This is a genomic window from Xanthomonas sp. JL1 (genome assembly GCF_038405005.1).
Window position 1 is genome coordinate 1 of record NZ_JBBYGR010000073.1, and the last position, 17,473, is coordinate 17,473.

Genomic DNA, 17,473 nt, shown 5'->3' on the forward strand with positions numbered 1-17,473 from the left:
CCAGAAGCCTCCCACACTGCCCGTGTTGCGGGGTCTCACCTTACCAACGGATTCGTATTTAGTAACACAGTAGAATTAGGCCGCCTTGGGATTCCACCCCAGCCGGTATGGATGTTGTGCAGCATCGGCGAAAACGGAGTGAAGTAGAACGGCACGTAATCGTTTAAGAAGCCGCCCGGTGGACGCGGTACAGGATGACTGGAGCGCTTGTCGATCAGTTCTGGGTTGCCGATGCTCACCCAACTCGAACTCTGCACAGCGGCATTACCACAGTGCAGACCGTTGTCCAGAATCCACGGCAGATTGCCCCGGTGGGTGATGCGCCAGATCAGGGCGTTCTTTGGGTTGAGTTTGGAGTAATGCTCAGCCATCCGTCATCCCCAATTCCGGGCTTAGGCCGCCGCCGCGTCGATGCGTGAACCGCTACTTGAGATCGTCATCGGCAGCTTCTCGGTGGAATCTCCAATCGTGGCGCAAACGATTGGTCACTAACGGTGGGATCGGTGTGCGAATGCAAGGGGGCATGGTGATCTGGCTCTAAGCATTCGACGGAAAGGTCCTATCAGGATTCGGTGCGGTCTAGTGGCACGTATGTCTGTAGCTACGGTGAAAACGAAGGAACGGACGCTCTGTGGAGCGCCCGTTCCAGTCCCGTGCTGGTAACTCACTGGGAACTGCGGTGGCTTTACCTGGGAGTTCTGTTCAGTATTTCGCCACGCCATTGTCCACGTCGTCCGACCACGCATCGATGCCGCCGGTGACGTTGTAGACGTTGGTAAAGCCCAGGCTGCGGAAATGTTCGGCGGCCTGCAGGCTGCGTCCGCCGCGGTGGCACAGGAACGCCAGCGCGGTGTCCTTGGGCAGCTGTTCGATCGCAGCGCGCTCGTGCGCATCCAGGGTGCGGAACGGCGCGGCCACGGAGGCCAGCGCACGCTCATCGGCCGGGCGCACGTCCACCAGGGTCAGGCTGCCGGCCTTGAGGCGGTCGTCGGCATCGCGCACCGACAGCTCCTGCACCGGCTTGGGCGCGTTGGGGTTGTCGATGGCCAGGCCACGACCGCGGATGTCGTCCACCCAATCGATGGTGATGCCGTCGGCGCGGCGCGCGCTGGCCAGGTCGAACTGCACGCGCAGGCCGTTGGATTCAGCGGCAATGGCGTTCGGATTGGTCGGTGCCAGCTGGAAGTTGGGCTGGAAGTTGGCATCGATGGACAGCGTCAAGGAGGCATCCGGCGCGTCGGCCAGCGCACCCTTGAGCATCTCGACCGCAGCGGGGGTAATGGTGATCTTGGGCGGGGTGCGGTCGGGTGCTTGCAGGCCGAGCATGCTGCTCAGCTCGCCGCTGTCGGCCATCTGCAGGATGATGTCGCTACCGCCGATCAGCTCGCCGTCCACATACAGCTGCGGAATGGTCGGCCAATCGCCATAGACCTTGATGCCCTCGCGGATTTCCTGGTCGGCCAGTACGTTGACATGGGCATAGTCGATGCCCAGACCGTCCAGCACGCCGACCGCCTTGGCCGAAAAACCGCACTGCGGCATGCCGGGCTGGCCTTTCATGAAGAGCACCACGCGGCTGGATTGCAGCAGCGTATCGATACGGGAACGCAGGGCGGGATCGAGGGACATGGCGGCACTTCGGTGGGGGCGTGGAAGGCGTTCATTCTACGCCGCATGGCATCATGCGGCATGACCACGTCGGAAACGCTGTATCGCACCCCTTCTCACCCGTACCGCTGGGTGGGCCTGTTGGCCCTCTCGCAGGCAGCGGTAGCACTGCTGTGGTGGCACCGGGGCTGGGGCTGGGGGCTGCTGGCGCTGCTGCTGTCGCATGCGCTGTTCGTGGTCCCGGTGTTTTTGCCGCGCGCGCGGCTGTATGCGCCGGTGCTGGCGCGGTTACCCGGCCGCGCGCCGCATGTCTGGCTGACCATCGACGATGGCCCGTCCGACGACACCCCGGCCATCCTCGACCTGTTGGATGCATACGACGCCAAGGCCACGTTCTTCGTGGTGGGCGCACGCGCCCAACAGCGGCCCGAACTGGTGCGCGATATGGTGCGGTGCGGGCATGGCATCGGCAATCACAGCCACACCCACCCGCAGGCCTGGTTCTGGGCGCTGGGGCCGCGCCGCATGGCGCAGGAAATCGGTCAGGCGCAGCGCGTGCTGGCCTGCATCACCGGCCAGGCGCCACGCCTGTACCGCTCAGTGGTCGGCATGACCAACCCCTTTGTCGCCTCGCAACTGCGTGCGCACGGGCTGACCCGCGTGGCCTGGAGCGCGCGCGGTTTCGACGGCGTGCGTTGCGAGCCAGACACCACTATCGCCCGCATCGTGCGCGACCTGCAGCCCGGCGCCATCGTGCTGCTGCACGAAGGCGCTGCACACGGCCACAACCTCACCATCCTGCGCGGCGTGCTGGACGCGATGCAGGCGCGCGGATTGGTGGGGCGGCGGCCGGATTAAGAGCGGCTAATAACACGTCGCGAGCAGCTGTCAGGTGGGCGCGGACGGCGCGCTCACAACCGCAGTGGACGCCTGGTACATGCCGATTTCGAGCACCGGCCGCGCCTGCCTGTTGGCTGCACCGTCGTTTTGTTAGCCGCTCTGCGCGTAACCATGAAAACGACCGTGCTCAGTGCAAGGCGGGCGCGGCCGATGTTGGGTGGTGGCACGTGCCGTCTGTACACGCCAGTTCCTTCGCGCCTTCCATCGCTAGTCGACGACTGCTCGTTAGGGGGGGACTCGTCGCCGTTAGCGCAAGTGCTCAGCGCGGCTCGGCCACGATCAGCCAGTTGTTGAACGGCGTGTTGCCGTACAGCGGCGCAAACGTGGCGCGCAGACCGGCCGCCTCCAGATGCGCCTGCAGACTGTCGCGGGTGGGATAGCTGCGCGGCATCCGCTGCATCCAGCCGCTCATATGCGCCAAGACATCAGTGACGCGGCTGGTGCGGCCGCGGCTGCTGGCATCGCCCAATGCGCTACGAATCACCAGCTTCGCGCCGGGGGTGAGCATCTGCGCCACGCTGCGCAGCAGGCTGGCCTGCTTGTCCGACTGCAGATACTGCAGCATATCCAGAATGGTGACGCTGCCCTGATGCTGTGGCCACGCCACGCTCAGATCGACCACTTCGAACCTGGTGTTGCCCAGGTTCGAACGTTGTGCAATGTGCTGCGCGCGGCGGATCTTGGACGCATCCACATCCACACCGTGGTACGCCAACGCCTGACCATCCGCACGCAGGGCATGGGCCAGCAGGCCCAGCCCGCAGCCCAGATCCAGCACCGGCGCCGTGGTATCGCGCAACTCGGCCAGTACACCCGGGTACAGCGGGTCGGTGCGCAGTTTGGCTTGGGTGTAGTAGTAGTCGTAGCGGTTACCCAGCGGATGCGGCGGCAGAAACGCGCTTGCAATCTTCAGCGCCTGCGCGCGGCTCATCGGTTGGGTGGCGGTGGTGTGCAATGTCGTTCCTTGGCAATCTGGCGTGCTGCGCGGCTAGCTTAGGGCCTGTCGGGCGGATTGGGGTAGGGCCGATCGGCGTTTTTGAGCGCCATGGCCGTGTTCGAAAGGGCGCTATTTTTCGAAATCGCACGCGATGACGCGGTGCTGCGGCGCGTGCATAGACGCGCGTGCGAGTGCCAGCCGCATCTACGCATCAGCGAAGCAACTGAGATCACGGGCCATATCCCGTGCCGCAGATGCAGGTACGGAGATTCGTACGCGAAAGCAGTGCGCAGATGCGCGCCGAACACTGCTTGGGTTAGACAGTTGTGTCCAATGATCCCACCGCCCCCAGCGCATCGCGCGCGGCCGGCAACGCCAATGCTGTCCAACGCGCATACATCGCGCCGGACGGATGCAGGCCGTCGTCCACCAGCATGTCCACCGCATCGCCGCTATCGCGGCTGGTGGCGGTGATGTCGACAAAGCGCACCGCATGCGCGTTGCAGCGATCCGCAGCGATCGCGTTGAAGGCATCGATCAGCGCGGCATCGCCGCCTTGCGCACGTGCAAACGGGGTCAGCCCCCAATCGGGAATCGACAATACGAACACGCGTGCGGCATGACCGCCTGCAAATGCAATTGCACGTAGCAGCAGCGTATCGAATTGCCGGCGGTACTCATCCAGCGAACGTCCGCGGTACTGGTTGTTGACGCCGATCAACAGGCTCACCAGTTCGAACGGACCTTGCGGCGCAGCGGCGTCGATCCCGGCCTGCAATTCGTCGGTGGTCCACCCTGTGGTGGCGATGATCTGCGGCGGCGTCACGTTCCAACCGTAAGCGCGCAACCCATCCGCCAGTTGCATCGGCCAGCGCTGCGCGGGCGCAACGCCTTCGCCGATGGTGTACGAATCGCCGAGCGCCAGATAGCGCAGCGGCGCGCCAGGCGCAGCCATCACGCCACGCTGCGCGACTTGAGTGGAACCACCTTGGTGACCGCTTCGGCGCGGCGTGCCAGTGCACGGTCGATACGAGCGAACACATCGCGCATCACACTGGCTTCCGGCATCAGTGTCACGCGGAAATGATGGCGATACGGCACGTTGAAACTGGAGCCGGGAACTACCAGTACGCCTTCCTTGTTCATCAAATCCAGTGCGAACGCGTGATCGTCGAAGTTGCGCGCCGCCGCACCCACCACCGCCGGGAACGCATACAGTGCACCGGCCGGTGCCACCAGCGACAGATGCTCGCTGGCCGCACAGGCCTCGATCACCGCGCGGCGGGTTTCATACAAACGTCCACCTGGCGCGCATAGCGCCGAGATGGTGTCCGGCCCGTTCACCGCCGCATCGATGGCGTACTGGCCGGGCACGTTGGCGCACAGGCGCAGCGCGCCGAGCAGGTCCATCGCATTGCGCAAGTCGTTGATGCGCGCCTGGTCGCCCGACAGCAGTGCCCAGCCCACGCGCCAACCGCAGGCGCGATGCACCTTGCTCAGGCCGCTGAAAGTGATACAAGGGTGTGCACCGGCCAGCGGTGCGACCGGCACGAAGGCCGCGCCGTCGTACAGCACCTGGTCGTAGATCTCATCGACCAGCAGCAGCAGATTGTGCTTGGTGGCGATTGCAACGATGCGCTCCAGCAGCGCGCGCGAATAACTGGCGCCGCTGGGGTTATTCGGATTGATCAGCACGATGGCGCGGGTGCGCGAGGACACCAGCGTCTCGATCTCCACCGGGTCGGGCTGGAAGCCATTCTCCGGCGCGCAGCGGTAATACACCGGGCGGCCATCGTTGAGAATGGTCGCCGCCGACCACAGCGGATAGTCGGGCGAGGGCACCAGCACTTCGTCGCCGGGGTTGAGCAGCGCACGCAGCGAGAGATCGATCAATTCGCTGACGCCGTTGCCGATGAAGATGCGGTCCGGATGCGCGTCCGGATGCTGGCGTCGCGCATACGCCTTGGCGACCGCTTCGCGCGCTTCCAGGAGGCCTTGCTGATGGGTGTATGGATCGGTGCGGCCCATGTCGTCGGCGATGGCACGCTGCAGATGCTCCGGCGCACGGAAGCCGAATGCACCAGGGTTGCCGATATTGAGCTTGATCAGCTTGCGGCCCTGCGCCTCCAACTCCCGCGCTCGCCGCGCCAGTTCGCCCCGGATTTCGTAGCGGACTTCGGACAGACGCTCGCGGATGGCGAGCGGCTTTTGCGGGGCAGTGGACATGCGACGGGCCGGTTGTAGGCGTGAGACTTGGCATGGTATCGGAAATATGACAAGCGGACATGCTTGCATCGGCAACGATGTCAAGTGGCGCGTGAGCCGCCCGGCAGGACCCGATTGCACAAGCCGCTGCGGCCAGCCAGCTAGAATCGCCCCATGAGCGACATCTCCCCCGATTACCCCACCCTCCAATCCATCGGCTGGCCCTGGCCGGGGCCGCCTGAAGAGGCGGCCTGGAAGGCAGTCTTCGCCGCGCATCCGCAGGCGCTGCCGGCGCGGGTGGTGGAGCAGCACCGCACCGGCTATGTGGTGGCCGATACGCCGGAGGCCAGCCTCAAGGCCGAGTCGTTGCCGGAGTGGCAGCGGCCGCGCTTCCCCAGCCATGAGCGGGCGGCGGTGGGCGATTGGGTGTTGATGGAGGGCAAGCGCATCGTGGCGCTGCTGCCGCGGCGCACTTCGATCAAGCGGGGGGCGGCCGGCGCGCATTACCACCAGCAGGTGATCGCGGCCAATATCGATACGGTGTTCATCGTGTGCGGGCTGGATGCGGACTTCAATCCGCGTCGCATCGAGCGCTATCTGTTGCTGGTGGGCGGCGGCGGTGCGCAGCCGGTGGTGGTGCTGACCAAGGCCGATCAGACCGAACATGCCGAGGATGCGTTGGCGGTGCTGGAAGAGCTGGAGGCGCAGAACATTCCGTTGCGCGCGGTCAATGCCAAGGATCCGGCCAGCGTGGCTGCGCTGCGGCCGTGGCTGGGCGATGGCCGTACGGCGGTATTGGTGGGCTCGTCCGGTGCGGGCAAATCGACCTTGACCAACACCCTGTTGGGCACCGAGAAGATGAAGACCAATGGGGTGCGCGAAAACGATTCGCGCGGCCGTCACACCACCACGCACCGCGCGTTGATTCCGTTGCCGTCCGGTGCGTGTCTGATCGACACGCCCGGCATGCGCGAGCTCAAGCCGACCGGCGAAGAGGATCTGGCCGAAGGCGGTTTTTCGGATGTGGAGGCGTTGGCGGCGCAGTGCCGCTTCAACGATTGCGCGCATATCGCCGAGCCAGGCTGTGCGGTGCGCGCGGCAATCGAGGCCGACTTGCTGGATCCGGAGCGGGTGGCCAATTACATGAAGCTGCGGGTGGAAGTGGCCAGCGCTGCCGAAAAGCTCGCCACCCGCGTTGCGCAGAACAATCGCGGCAAAGGGTCGGGCAAGCGGCCGGCCAGTATCGATCGTCCCGGACGGCGCTGATGCCATCGCGCAAGGGGCCGCCAGACATCGTCCGTCACGCGGCGCTGGATGCGCGCTTGGTCAAGGCCGTGCGCGGTGTGCGCCTGCTGGCCTTGGCGAGCTGGCCGCGCTCGCTGCAGGAGCCGTTTCTCGACAGCGTGGCGCGCGGGCAGCCGGAATTGCCGCAGGTCGAGTATCCATCGCTGGATTTCGGCGACACCCGGCGCGAACTGGCCGCCATCGCCAAGGACGCCGACCCGCATCATCCGCTGGGCGCGTACCTGATCGATTCGGCGCATAGCTGGAGTCTTGCGGCCGGCTTGCTGGAATCCTTAGGCACCCGCGCGGTCAGCGATTACTCGGCGCAGTTGTTCGGCGCGCCCGACGACCCGATGCCGGGCAATGGCCCGACCACGCGTGAAGCGGCGCGGCATTTCATCCAGATCGCGCAGGAACTGGATCGCGAGCTGATGGCGCCGGAAGAGCAGGTTCCGGTGTCGGCGACGGCCCTACGCATGCAGTTGCAGAACGACCTGGATGCGTTTTTTGAAGGGCGCGTGATCACCGTGGTGCTCGATCCGGATCTGCTTGCCAAGGCGGCCGCTGGAGCGCACCGCATTCGCTTGCGTACCGGCGCCACGTTCAGCGATTACGACCGCGCGCAGCTGTTTCATCATGAAGCGCTGGTGCATTCGCTGACCGCACTCAATGGCCGTGCGCAGGTGCATCTGCCCAGCCTGGGGATTTCCTCGCCGCGCACGACTGCCACGCAGGAAGGCTTGGCCACATTCGCCGAGCAGATCACCGGCAGCATCGATATCGAACGCATGAAGCGCATCAGCCTGCGTATCGAAGCGATTGCGATGGCACGCTCGGGTGCGGATTTCATCGAGGTCTTCCGTTATTTCACCGCAGGCGGGCAGAGCGCTGCGGAAAGTTTTTCCTCGGCGCAGCGCGTGTTCCGCGGCGTGCCCACCAGTGGCGGCGGTGCCTTCACCAAGGACACCGTGTATTTGCGCGGTCTGGTCGCGGTGCACACCTTCTTCCGCCATTCCTTGCAGCGCGACCAGCTACAGCTGTGTCGTTATCTGTTCGCCGGCAAGATGGCGTTGGGCGATGTGGCGCGCTTTGCGCCGTTGTTCGACAGCGGGGTACTGGTGGCCCCACGCTGGTTGCCGCCGTGGGTGAGCCGCGTCAGCGGGCTGGCCGGCATGCTGGCGTTCTCGTTGTTCGCCAACCGCATCCGCATGGATCAGCTGCAGCCGCCGGCGATGAATGTGTAAGACAAGCGGCGGCCCGCAACTGTACCGCACCGCGACGCACACTACATTCACGAATAAATACGATCCGCGCGATGTGCTCTACACGATGCTGCAACGGGCTGAACGGCACATTGGCCGCCTTGCCCAATCGGGCCATGACGCGAGGCAATGCGATGAAAATTTTAATGGTGCTGACTTCCCACGACCAGCTGGGCGACACCGGCAAGAAGACCGGCTTCTGGCTGGAAGAATTCGCAGCGCCCTATTACGTGTTCAAGGATGCGGGCGCTGACATCACCCTGGTCTCGCCCAAGGGTGGCCAGCCGCCGCTGGATCCGAAGAGCGACGAGCCCGACGCACAAACCGACGCCACCAAGCGCTTCAAGCAGGACCAGGATGCGCAGAAGGCACTGGCAAGCACGCACCGCCTGGCCGACATCAAGGCCGACGACTTCGATGTGCTGTTCTACCCGGGTGGCCACGGCCCGCTGTGGGATCTGGCCGAAGATCCCGATTCCATCGCGCTGATTGAAGCATTCGCCAAGGCCAACAAGCCGCACGGCTTGGTTTGCCATGCACCGGGCGCCCTGCGTCGGGTCAAGGGCAGCGACGGCAAGCCACTGGTCAATGGCCGCCGCGTCACCGGCTTCACCAATGGCGAAGAAGAGGGCGTGGGCCTGACCAAAATCGTGCCGTTCCTGGTCGAAGACGTGCTGACCGAACTCGGCGGCAACTACGAAAGGGGCGCGGATTGGGGCGTGCATGTGGTCACCGACGGCACCCTGGTCACCGGCCAGAACCCGGCCTCGTCCGAGAAGACCGCAGAAACCTTGCTCGAATTGGCGAAGCGCTGATCTGGCAGTTTTATTGATCCTGCGGAAGCGCTTCGCCCGTTAGGGAGCCAAGCCCGGCACGCGCGCTACTTGCGCGCCTGCCGGAGTAGGTACCGGGGCTGGGGTGAGGGTGCGATTGACCCGACATGCCGCAATTTAGCGCTCAGCCCATCACCACCGGCAGGCGTCAGGCACCGCGCTGCAACCAACGCACGCCGTAAGCCGGAAGCACAAGCGAGACGTTGTCGCTCGGCGCGGCGGCATCCACGTCATCGCCGATCGCCAACAGCTCCCAGCCATCACCGATCGCGGCAAGCTCCACCTCAAGCGGCTGATCGCTGAAGTTATGCACGGCGAGAAAGCTTTCGCCACGGCTCAACGCGAACAGGCGAGGATCATCCAGCGCAATGCTGCCCAGTGCGTGATCTGCTGCCAACGCGCCTAACGCGGCACGTTGCTGGATCAATCCGCGCAAACGGCGGTACACCGTGCCGCTTAGGCTCTCTGCATCGTGCCGTTGCGCGGCAAGCCGCCAATCCATCGCCGGCCGATGCAACCAACGGCCTTCATGCTGGCGATGCGGATCGTCGCGGTAGCTGGTGTCATTGAGCATCGCCAATTCGTCGCCCATGTAGATCAGCGGCACACCTGGCATGGCAAGCGCAATGGCATACAGCAGCATCAGCCGATTCACGGCAACCGCCAACCCTGCAGCATCGCCTGCCTCCTGCGCGGCTTGGATACCTGCCAATGCGGCAGCCATGCCGTTGGTGCCGTGCACGCCGTCGCCGCTGCTCTGGAAACTCTCGCCGCGCGCGTAGCTGCCCGGCACCGCGTTGGCATAGAAACGCGCCACATCGCGCAGCGAAAACGGCGGTTGCGCTGCATTGCCCGCGGCTTCGTGCTGCAGCACATTCCAGCCGATATCGTCGTGGCAACGCACATAGCTCAGCCATGCGCAATTGCGCGGCAACGGCGGGCTGTGCGCAATGACGTTGTGCAAAATATCGCCGCGTTGCAATGCCAGTGCCGACCAGCCCGCCGCCATCAAGGTACTGTGGTAGGCCAGATGGCATTCATGGCCCTGGCCCGCGCCGCTGCCGAAGTACGGCGGCAGTTGCGTCATCGGCACGATGGCTTCGGCCTTCATTACTACTGATGGCGCGACGATATCGGTGACCGCGCGCAACGCCACCAGCAAGGTGTGCGCCTCGGGCTGGTTCATGCAATCGGTGCCGGTGCGCTTCCACAGGTAGGCGGTGGAATCCAGGCGGAATGCTTCCACGCCCAGATTGGCCAACCGCAGCATCGCCAGTGCCATGTCGCCGAACACGGCCGGATTGCTCCAGTTCAAATCCCATTGATACGGATAGAACGTGGTCCACATCCATTGCGCGGTGTCGTCCACCCAGGTGAAGTTGCCGGGCGCAGTGTGCGGAAATACCTGACCTAAGGCGCTTTCGTACTGGTCGGGCAGGCTGCGGTCGGCAAAGTGGTGGTAGTAATCCAGATAGCGCGTATCGCCGGCGCGCGCCGCCTGTGCCCAGGCATGATCGTCGGCGGTGTGGTTGAGGACGAAGTCCGCGCACAGGCTGATGTCAGCCTCGCGCAGGCGGGTGGTGAGTGCGATCAAATCGTCGTTGGAGCCCAGACTGGGCTCCACCTGGCCGTAGTCGCTGACCGCAAAGCCGCCATCATTGTCGCCGGCACGTGCGCGCAGGAACGGCAGCAGATGCAAGTAACGCACGCCCAGTTCCTGCAGATACGGCACGCGTTCGGCCACGCCCTGCAGCGTGCCGGCAAAGCGGTCTGCGTAGGCGCTGTAGCCGAGCATGTGCTGTTCGCCGAACCAACCGGCGTGCCGTGTGCTGTCGAGGGTCTGCAGCGCTTGCGGGCGTTGCCGGGCGAGATCGCCCAGTTCTCCCAGCCACTGCGTCAACCACGGCGCATAGTGGGCCCGCTGACCGTACAACGTCTGCAAGGCATCCAGCAAACGCGGTGCGTGCTGGTCGTAGCGCGCCATCACAATGGCGGCGCGTTGCGGATCCAGCGGCGCGGCAAAGGCCGCGCGCAGTATGGTGGAATTGATCGGGGAGGTGCTCATTAGAAACCGCCGGGCAGGACCCGGCGCGGGGTCCTTAAAAGTCGTAACGCAGGCTGATGCTGGTGGTGCGGCCGGCAATCGAACGCGCGCGGATGATGCCATTGGCCGGAATGGTCGCTTCCTCTGCTTCGGTCAGGCCAAAGGTGTTGAACAGGTTGTTGACGTTGAGCGCCACGGTGAGCGCATCGGTCACCCGGTAATCGCCGAACAGGTTCACCTGCGTGTAGCCGGGCATCTTCAACTGATTGGAATCCTGCGTGTAGGCATCGGTGGTGCCGATCAGGTTCACGCCAAACTGGTAGTGATCGCCGCGGTAGCTGGGTGTGAGCTGCCACACCACATCGGCTTGGCGACGCGGCACATTGCCGGTGTTTTCCGGGGTGATCTGGTCCCGCGAGATTTCTGCATCGGTCCAGGTCAGCCCGCCGTTGACGGTGAAACCTTGGTAGCGGTAGCTGGCTTCCAGCTCCACGCCGTGCGCTTCGTAGCTGCGGTTGAAGAAACGCTGGCTGGTGATTTCGAAGTTTTGTTCCTGGGTGCGTGCAGAGAACGCGGTGGCGAACAGGCTCAGTCCGTCGCGGCGCCACTTCAAGCCGGCTTCGGCCTGGCGCACCACGTTGACGCCTTCATTGGTGGACACCGAACCGTCGTCGCGGACCACGCCGAACAACAAGCGGTCTGCGTTGGCGCGTGCGCCGCGGCTGATGCGCGCAAAGGCGCCCAGGTCGTCGGTGAGCAAGTAGTTGCCGCCCAGCGAGTACGAGAGGTAATTCCAGTCGTAGTTCACCGGGCGCGAGTTGGTGGTGTCGACGGTGGCCACGCGTTGTTCCACCGGTTGGATCACACCATCGCCGTTGACGTCCAGGTTCTGTGCGATGGCGGTGCCGTTGTAGCTGCCGCGCGCATCGCCCATGTCGTAACGCAGGCTGCCGTCGACGCTGAACTTGCCGCTGTCGAAGGTGAGCGCAACATAGGGGGCGTTGACGTCGTAACGCACTTCGTAGCTGCGGGTGACGCAGCAGTCGCCCCAGAACGGCGTGCCGTACGCGTACAGACCGCCCCGCGACAGCGAAGTGCCGTTGGCGTCGACGACATTGAGCAAGCGCGACTCGCGGCCCAGGCTCTGCACGTACGAATCCCAGGTCCAGTCCATGTCGATGGTCTGGCGCGACGTGTAGTAACCCATGCGCAGATTCAATGTGCGGCCGTCGCCGCCGAATTCGCGCGAGACGCTCAGGTCGTTGACCACATTGCCCAGGTCGTTGATCGCCACGTTGAACAGGTGCGTGCGCACGGCTAATCCGGAGTAGGCCTGGCCAACCTGTGGGCCGGTCGCCTGGATCAGCTGTGCGCCGCCGCCGCCAATGGCGGCCGCCAACGTCGCAGCATCGCTGACTTCGACCGGGAAGGGGCTTACGAAGCGGCCGCTGTTGTCGGCGATGCGGAATTTCTCACTGAGGTTCCAGCCATTGCCGAGGTCGAACCAGGCCTCGGCACCCAGCGTGCGCGAGATGGGATGCATGCCATCGCTGAGGTTGGTGCTGCGTGGCCCGTTGTTGCCGTCCAGGCCGATGTCGCTGCGGAAATTCGGGCTGTACAAGGTGTCGCGGCCGGGGTCGAAGCCGGGCAGGCGGCCCAGGTTGGGCGAGCCGTCGCTGCCGCGCACCGAGGCCGGCACCGGCAGGTAACCGGCGGCGCGGTCGTTGAGGTATTTGCCGTACAGGCGGACATACCCATTGTCGAACAGGCGGGTCAGGTTGGCCTTGAGCTGGCCGCCCTTGTCGGTGCCGTAGCCGGCATCGCGAATGCCGTCGCCCTGGCGAAAGAAGCCGCCGATATTGAACTGCCACTGCTCGGCGAACGGTGCGCCGTAGTCGAAATCGATGCGGGTGTTGTCGTAGTCCAAACCGCGGCTCACGCCGACGCTGCCGCCTGCGGTGTCACCGGTCTTGCTGATGAAGTTGATGATGCCGCCGGGCGCATTGCTGGTGAAGGTGGACGCCGAGCCGCCACGGATGGCTTCGATGCGGTCCAGAGTGAAATCCGAACGCAGGAAGATGTCGGAGTTGCCGAAGGCGATATCGCCGAACTCCATGACCGGCAGTCCGTCTTCCTGCAGCTGCAGGAACTTTGCGCCACCGGAAGCGACCGGCAAACCGCGCACGGCGATGTTGGCATTGCCTTCGCCGCCGCTGGATTCGGAGCGAATGCCGGGAATGTTGCGGAAGATTTCTGCGGTGCTGCGTGGCGCCGATTGTTCGATCGCCTCGGCGCCGACGGTGCTGACCGAGACGCTGGATTTCAATTTGGTGGTGGCGGTGGAGGTACCGGTGACGAACACCGAATCCAGGTTGACCGCGGCGCTGTCGGCAGCCCGTGCAGCGGCAGCGGTGTCCTGGGCCAGCGCGGCAGGCGCGCACAGGCAGGAAACGACCGCACAGGCCAGGGCATGCAGGCGCAGGGTGTGCAAGGTGGACATTGCGATTCTCTCTCTCTCACGGATGGTGGTGTGCCGACGCCTGCATCGTCCCCTCCCAGGGAGGGGACGTGTGGCCTGCAGTGCGAGCGCAGTAATACGCTGCAATACAATCGATTGCAATCTTGCATTGCAGCATGCGGATGGCACCAATTGGCAGAAGATTTGGAGATCGAAAAAGTGCTGCGGCGCAGCGTTACAATCGATTGCAACGATGGCAGGGTACAGTGCGCTGCGGCCACTGGGAGCCGCACCGATGCCCAGGGCTCTGCATGTCGTCGACCGTTCCTCCGCTTTCTTTCGCACGCATCCTGGCGCTCAACGCCGGATTTTTCGGTGTGCAATACAGCTTCGGGCTGCAGCAGAGCAACATGAGCCCGATCTACAACTATCTGGGCGCCGACCACGCCAACCTGCCGTACCTGTGGCTGGCCGGGCCGATGACCGGCTTGGTATTGCAGCCGTTCGTGGGAGCCTGGAGCGACCGCTCGGTGACGCGTTGGGGCCGGCGCATGCCGTACATGGTGCTGGGCGCGCTGGTGTGCAGCCTGTGCCTGCTGGCGATGCCGTTCAGCACCGTGCTGTGGATGGCGGTGTGCCTGCTGTGGATGCTGGATGCGGCCAACAATGTGGCCATGGAGCCTTACCGTGCGCTGGTGAGCGATGTGCTGGCACCGCCGCAGCGGCCGCTGGGCTATCTCATGCAGAGTGCGTTCACCGGCCTGGCGCAGACGCTGGCTTATCTCACACCGCCCTTGCTGGTGTGGATGGGTATGAATCAGGACGCCGCCAACGCGCACCATATTCCTTACGTCACCATCGCCGCGTTCGCGATCGGCGCGGGCTTTTCTGCTGCATCGATCCTGCTCACCGCGCGCAGTGTGCGCGAGCCGGCAATCCCGCCAGCACAGATCGCACGCCTGCGCCAGACCGGCGCAGGCCTGGGAGCCACCGTGCGCGAAATTGGCAGCGCGGTGCGCGAGATGCCACCGACCATGCGCCAGTTGGCGCCGGTGATGCTGTTCCAGTGGTACGCAATCTTTTGCTACTGGCAGTACATCGTGCTGTCGCTGTCGACCACATTGTTCGGCACCACCGATGCCACCTCGCATGGCTTCCGCGAGGCCGGTCTGGTCAACGGGCAGATCGGCGGTTTCTATAATTTCGTCGCGTTCCTGGCCGCATTTGCGATGGTGCCGGTGGTGCGCCGCTTCGGCCCCAAGTTCACGCATGCGGCGTGTCTGGTCGCCGCTGGCATCGGCATGTGGCTGCTGCCGGGCATCGAGAGCCGCTGGCTGATGTTGTTGCCGATGATCGGCATTGGCCTGGCCTGGGCCAGCATGATGGGCAACCCCTACCTGATGCTGGCCGACAGCATCCCGCCCGAGCGCACCGGCGTGTACATGGGCTTGTTCAACCTGTTCATCGTGCTGCCGATGCTGATCCAGATCGTCACCTTGCCGCTGTATTACGACCGCCTGCTGCACGGCGACCCGCGCAACGTGATCCGCCTGGCCGGCGCTCTGATGCTGGCAGCGGCAGTGGCGATGGTGTGTGTGCGCTTGCGCAAGCCGAAGGCTGTGTTGGTTGAGAGCCGCTCATAAAGCGACTGCGCGGCCGCCAGGCAGGCGCAGCCAGTGCTCGCTGCGGCATGTGCCACGCGTACACCGCGGTTCGTGCGCGCCGTCCAGGGCTGCCCGCTACGTTTTGTTGGCCACTCTTAGTCGCCCCGTATCGCTACGCGCAACGCTGCTGATTGATCGTGACGCCGGCGCACGGTCGGGTCCAGCGCACGCAAAAGCACGCTGTTACGACTCCCCAATCCCGACTCCCCAATCCCCGCTTCACGCCGACTCGCGCACCACCAGCTTCACCGGCATCTCAATCGATTGCACCGGCTCGCCGGCAATCAGTGTGAGCAGGCGGTCCACCAAGAGTCGCGCGGCCAGACCCAGATCTTGCTGCACCGTGGTCAACGGAGGCTGGCTGTAGGCAGCCAGCGGGATATCGTCGAAGCCCACCAGCGAGATGTCCTGCGGAACGCGGTGGCCGGCCTCGAACAGTGCGCGGATCGCACCCACGGCGATCACGTCCGAGGCGGCGAACAAGCCATCGGGCGGGTCGGCCTTCTTGAGCATCGCGCGGGTGAGGCGGTACGCATCTTCGCTGACGAAATGGCTGCGCGCATGCAGCCGCATATCGAATTCAAGCCCGTGCCGTTCCAGCGCGTGACGATAGCCGGCAAACCGCGGCGCCACCTCGGGCAACTGGTCATCGCCCAGGAAGGCGATGCGCTGGCGGCCGCTGGCGATGAGATGTTCGGTGGCGAGCACGCCGCCCTGAAAATTGTCGCTGCCCACGCTGATGTACGACTGCCCATCGATCCGGCTGCCCCAGACTGCCATCGGCAGGCCGTCGCGTGCGGCCGCATCCAGCGCGGCATGTTCGAAACTTTGCCCAAGTACGATGACGCCATGGGAGCGGCTGCCGCGCGCAAGTTGTTCCACCCAGCCGTCCTGATGCCGGTCCAGTTTGGAGAGCAGCATGCTGTAGCCGCGCCCGGTGAGTTCTTCGGCCAGCAGTGCCAGCATGGTCATCAAGAACGGGTCAGACAGCGGCTGATCCAGCGCATGCATCATCGGTACCGCAACGCTCACCGTGTTGGAGCGTTTGGCGCGCAGGCTGCGGGCCACCGGGTCGACCTGGTAACCGGCATCGGCGGCAATCTGCTTGATGTAGGCGCGGGTGCGTTCTGCCACGACCGGGCTGCCGGCCAATGCACGCGACACGGTGGATTCGGAAACACCGGCCATGCGCGCGATATCGGCCATCTGCGGGCGGGCAGTGAGCGTGGTGCGTTCTGAAGGTTTGGCCATGGCAGCGCGCTGCGGAAAAGCCAGAGTGTAATCAGTTCGCACTAGAGGAGGGTTGTTCGCGCGGTGGCGGTCGCTTGCGCGCCGATGCGCTAAGCCGCCGCAACTGCTGCGGCGCGATGCGCGCCGTCGTCGGCACGCACGTCGGCTGCGCAAGCCCGGTACGCCCTGATGCTTGCGTTGACGTGGCATGCATGGCGCATGGCGTCACGGCATGGCGCACTGCGCAGCCGTGCCGGCAGCTCAGCCCATGTGGAGCCCGCCATTGACCGCGTAATCGGCGCCGTTGACATAGGCAGCCTCATCAGAAGCAAGCCAGGCACACAGGCCGGCAACTTCGATGGGTTTGCCGAGCCTGCGCACTGGCACCGAAGTGGCCAGGCGGTCGAGCACATCCGGTGGAAAGCTGCTGATCGAGGCGCTGGCGATATAGCCAGGCGAGATGGTGTTGACGGTGACCCCGCGCGAGGCGACTTCTTGCGCCAAGGCGCGACTGAATCCGTGCATCGCCGCCTTGGCGGTAGCGAAATTGATCTGCCCGATCTGGCCCTTGTGCGCGCTGACCGAACCGATATTGACGACGCGCCCCCAGCCGCGCGATGTCATGCCATCGACCACCTGCTTGGTGATGTTGAACAACGAATGCAGGTTGCTGGCGATCACCGCATTCCAGTCGTCGCGTGTCATCTGCCGAAACAAGGTGTCGCGGCTGCCGCCGGCATTGTTCACCAACACATCGATCTCGCCGACTTCGGCCTTGACCTTGGCGAACGCGGCGACGGTGGAATCCCAATCGGCAGCGTTGCCTTCGGATGCCACGAAATCGAAGCCCAGCTCGCGCTGCTCGCGCAGCCATGCCTCCTTGCGCGGCGAATTGGGCCCGCAACCGGCAACCACGGTATGCCCGCTGCGCGCCAGCTTCTGGCAGATCGCGGTACCAACACTGCCCATACCACTGGTGACGTATGCGATGCGGAGAGTCATTGCGTAACTCCTTCGGAGTTGGGGTTCGGGATTGGGGATGGGATTC

The 17,473-nt window shown here is 64.6% G+C and carries 14 protein-coding genes and 2 other RNA genes; 6 read left to right on the forward strand and 10 right to left on the reverse strand.

The features are described from left to right. Positions 1 to 35: 35 nt before the first annotated feature. Both WJW29_RS16430 and grxD read right to left on the reverse strand, forming a co-directional pair. Positions 36 to 371, reverse strand: a complete 336-nt coding sequence (locus WJW29_RS16430) for a DarT ssDNA thymidine ADP-ribosyltransferase family protein (RefSeq protein ID WP_011407757.1) — start codon at positions 369 to 371, stop codon at positions 36 to 38. A gap of 331 nt (positions 372 to 702) precedes the next feature. Then, the gene (gene grxD / locus WJW29_RS16435; RefSeq protein ID WP_011257932.1) at positions 703 to 1,629 is read right to left on the reverse strand and encodes a Grx4 family monothiol glutaredoxin; all 927 of its coding nucleotides are present in this window, start codon (positions 1,627 to 1,629) and stop codon (positions 703 to 705) included. A gap of 45 nt (positions 1,630 to 1,674) precedes the next feature. Between grxD and WJW29_RS16440 the strand changes: the two genes are divergently transcribed. After that, positions 1,675 to 2,466, forward strand: a complete 792-nt coding sequence (locus tag WJW29_RS16440; RefSeq protein ID WP_011407758.1) for a polysaccharide deacetylase family protein — start codon at positions 1,675 to 1,677, stop codon at positions 2,464 to 2,466. A gap of 4 nt (positions 2,467 to 2,470) precedes the next feature. On the opposite strand, the gene WJW29_RS16445 is transcribed toward WJW29_RS16440, so the two are convergent. The 4 genes from WJW29_RS16445 to WJW29_RS16460 all read right to left on the reverse strand — a co-directional run bounded on the left by WJW29_RS16445 (position 2,471) and on the right by WJW29_RS16460 (position 5,671). After that, positions 2,471 to 2,547, reverse strand: a non-coding RNA gene (locus WJW29_RS16445) — sX9 sRNA. A gap of 220 nt (positions 2,548 to 2,767) precedes the next feature. Continuing rightward, on the reverse strand, positions 2,768 to 3,439 hold the full coding sequence (locus tag WJW29_RS16450) for a class I SAM-dependent methyltransferase (protein ID WP_011407759.1): 672 nt from the start codon (positions 3,437 to 3,439) through the stop codon (positions 2,768 to 2,770). Positions 3,440 to 3,761: 322 nt separating this feature from the next. After that, positions 3,762 to 4,400: an SGNH/GDSL hydrolase family protein gene (locus WJW29_RS16455; RefSeq protein WP_011407760.1), complete on the reverse strand. Its 639-nt coding sequence runs from the start codon at positions 4,398 to 4,400 to the stop codon at positions 3,762 to 3,764. Beyond that, complete coding sequence (locus tag WJW29_RS16460; RefSeq protein ID WP_011257936.1) at positions 4,400 to 5,671, reverse strand: pyridoxal phosphate-dependent aminotransferase; 1,272 nt, start codon at positions 5,669 to 5,671, stop codon at positions 4,400 to 4,402. The genes WJW29_RS16455 and WJW29_RS16460 overlap by 1 nt, the downstream gene beginning before the upstream one ends. Before the next feature lie 153 nt (positions 5,672 to 5,824). Here WJW29_RS16460 and rsgA point away from each other — a divergent pair, with 153 nt between their 5' ends. From rsgA to WJW29_RS16475, 3 genes are all read left to right on the forward strand, one after another. Then, positions 5,825 to 6,916: a ribosome small subunit-dependent GTPase A gene (gene rsgA, locus WJW29_RS16465; protein WP_011257937.1), complete on the forward strand. Its 1,092-nt coding sequence runs from the start codon at positions 5,825 to 5,827 to the stop codon at positions 6,914 to 6,916. Next, entirely contained in the window at positions 6,916 to 8,178 is a 1,263-nt protein-coding gene (locus tag WJW29_RS16470; protein WP_011257938.1) for a flavohemoglobin expression-modulating QEGLA motif protein, read from the forward strand. The genes rsgA and WJW29_RS16470 overlap by 1 nt, the downstream gene beginning before the upstream one ends. 152 nt (positions 8,179 to 8,330) lie before the next feature. Further along, on the forward strand, positions 8,331 to 9,011 hold the full coding sequence (locus tag WJW29_RS16475; RefSeq protein WP_011407761.1) for a type 1 glutamine amidotransferase domain-containing protein: 681 nt from the start codon (positions 8,331 to 8,333) through the stop codon (positions 9,009 to 9,011). 166 nt (positions 9,012 to 9,177) lie between these two features. On the opposite strand, the gene WJW29_RS16480 is transcribed toward WJW29_RS16475, so the two are convergent. Continuing rightward, positions 9,178 to 11,094, reverse strand: a complete 1,917-nt coding sequence (locus WJW29_RS16480) for an amylosucrase (RefSeq protein WP_011407762.1) — start codon at positions 11,092 to 11,094, stop codon at positions 9,178 to 9,180. 34 nt (positions 11,095 to 11,128) lie between these two features. Then, positions 11,129 to 13,573, reverse strand: coding sequence for a TonB-dependent receptor (locus WJW29_RS16485; RefSeq protein ID WP_113084340.1), 2,445 nt, complete (start codon positions 13,571 to 13,573; stop codon positions 11,129 to 11,131). Between the two features lie 269 nt (positions 13,574 to 13,842). Here WJW29_RS16485 and WJW29_RS16490 point away from each other — a divergent pair, with 269 nt between their 5' ends. Together WJW29_RS16490 and WJW29_RS16495 are read left to right on the forward strand one after the other, a co-directional pair. Continuing rightward, positions 13,843 to 15,174, forward strand: coding sequence for an MFS transporter (locus WJW29_RS16490; protein ID WP_041181993.1), 1,332 nt, complete (start codon positions 13,843 to 13,845; stop codon positions 15,172 to 15,174). Positions 15,175 to 15,221: 47 nt separating this feature from the next. Then, positions 15,222 to 15,286, forward strand: a non-coding RNA gene (locus WJW29_RS16495) — sX9 sRNA. 128 nt (positions 15,287 to 15,414) lie between these two features. On the opposite strand, the gene WJW29_RS16500 is transcribed toward WJW29_RS16495, so the two are convergent. Together WJW29_RS16500 and phbB are read right to left on the reverse strand one after the other, a co-directional pair. Beyond that, on the reverse strand, positions 15,415 to 16,446 hold the full coding sequence (locus WJW29_RS16500) for a LacI family DNA-binding transcriptional regulator (protein WP_011407765.1): 1,032 nt from the start codon (positions 16,444 to 16,446) through the stop codon (positions 15,415 to 15,417). A gap of 240 nt (positions 16,447 to 16,686) precedes the next feature. Beyond that, positions 16,687 to 17,427 (reverse strand): acetoacetyl-CoA reductase, encoded by a 741-nt coding sequence (gene phbB / locus WJW29_RS16505; RefSeq protein WP_011407766.1) that lies wholly within the window; start codon positions 17,425 to 17,427, stop codon positions 16,687 to 16,689. Positions 17,428 to 17,473: the final 46 nt, after the last annotated feature.

Bases quoted from the DNA above. Each gene is read 5' to 3' on its own strand.
- WJW29_RS16430 (WP_011407757.1), bottom strand. From the start codon at position 371: ATGGCTGAGCATTACTCCAAACTCAACCCAAAGAACGCCCTGATCTGG.
- WJW29_RS16480 (WP_011407762.1), bottom strand. From the start codon at position 11,094: ATGAGCACCTCCCCGATCAATTCCACCATACTGCGCGCGGCCTTTGCC.
- WJW29_RS16485 (WP_113084340.1), bottom strand. From the start codon at position 13,573: ATGTCCACCTTGCACACCCTGCGCCTGCATGCCCTGGCCTGTGCGGTC.
- WJW29_RS16490 (WP_041181993.1), top strand. From the start codon at position 13,843: ATGTCGTCGACCGTTCCTCCGCTTTCTTTCGCACGCATCCTGGCGCTC.
- WJW29_RS16500 (WP_011407765.1), bottom strand. From the start codon at position 16,446: ATGGCCAAACCTTCAGAACGCACCACGCTCACTGCCCGCCCGCAGATG.
- phbB (WP_011407766.1), bottom strand. From the start codon at position 17,427: ATGACTCTCCGCATCGCATACGTCACCAGTGGTATGGGCAGTGTTGGT.
- WJW29_RS16450 (WP_011407759.1), bottom strand. From the start codon at position 3,439: ATGAGCCGCGCGCAGGCGCTGAAGATTGCAAGCGCGTTTCTGCCGCCG.
- WJW29_RS16455 (WP_011407760.1), bottom strand. From the start codon at position 4,400: ATGGCTGCGCCTGGCGCGCCGCTGCGCTATCTGGCGCTCGGCGATTCG.
- WJW29_RS16475 (WP_011407761.1), top strand. From the start codon at position 8,331: ATGAAAATTTTAATGGTGCTGACTTCCCACGACCAGCTGGGCGACACC.
- WJW29_RS16460 (WP_011257936.1), bottom strand. From the start codon at position 5,671: ATGTCCACTGCCCCGCAAAAGCCGCTCGCCATCCGCGAGCGTCTGTCC.
- grxD (WP_011257932.1), bottom strand. From the start codon at position 1,629: ATGTCCCTCGATCCCGCCCTGCGTTCCCGTATCGATACGCTGCTGCAA.
- WJW29_RS16440 (WP_011407758.1), top strand. From the start codon at position 1,675: ATGGCATCATGCGGCATGACCACGTCGGAAACGCTGTATCGCACCCCT.
- rsgA (WP_011257937.1), top strand. From the start codon at position 5,825: ATGAGCGACATCTCCCCCGATTACCCCACCCTCCAATCCATCGGCTGG.
- WJW29_RS16470 (WP_011257938.1), top strand. From the start codon at position 6,916: ATGCCATCGCGCAAGGGGCCGCCAGACATCGTCCGTCACGCGGCGCTG.